The 549-nt window shown below is 59.2% G+C and carries 1 protein-coding gene; it reads right to left on the reverse strand.

The window, feature by feature from the left end; all coding sequences use genetic code 11:
* Positions 1-16 precede the first annotated feature (16 nt).
* On the reverse strand, positions 17-549 hold a 533-nt coding region (locus ACOCD2_RS25625), incomplete at its 5' end, for a transposase (RefSeq protein WP_293653991.1).

The following is a 549-nucleotide window of genomic DNA, read 5'->3' on the forward strand; positions in this document are numbered from 1 at the left end:
TTGGGGACGGAAGAACCTATCCAGGCGGCGACCAAGCAGGATGCTGCTTGAGATTGGCCAGGATCTGAGCAATATCACTGGCGTAGGGATACGCTTCCGAGAAGGACAGCCAGACTTTGCGTGCTGTCAGGCGCAGACGGGCGCCGATTTTCAGCAGCTTCAGACGGATCGTCGTGCTCTGGGCCTTGGCGAACGCCGTACCGGTCAGCCCCAGCCGGCGCAGGCCATGCAGCAGGACATAGGCAAAGGAAGAGAAGTACAGCCGCAGTTGGTTCGCCCGCAGGGTGGCACTGCTGGTGCGATCGGCGAACAGTCCCAGTTGCTGCTCCTTGATCCGATTTTGTTCGGCGCATCCCTGCGCCTCACCCCTTCGGGGCTTGCGCGAAAATTCATTCCCGATGAATTTTTCCATCTCGCCACGGGCACAATAAAGATCTTCGTATAAATGTTGGGCATCCGCGTCACGGGTGCTCAGGTTGGTGACGACAAAACGCGGATTGGCCTTGCCCGGCAGGTATTCCGCCTTGCCGATCACCCGCCGTTCACAGG

Origin of the sequence: Thiolapillus sp., assembly GCF_048562965.1 — a bacterium.
Classification (GTDB): domain Bacteria; phylum Pseudomonadota; class Gammaproteobacteria; order Chromatiales; family Chromatiaceae; genus Thiolapillus; species Thiolapillus brandeum_A.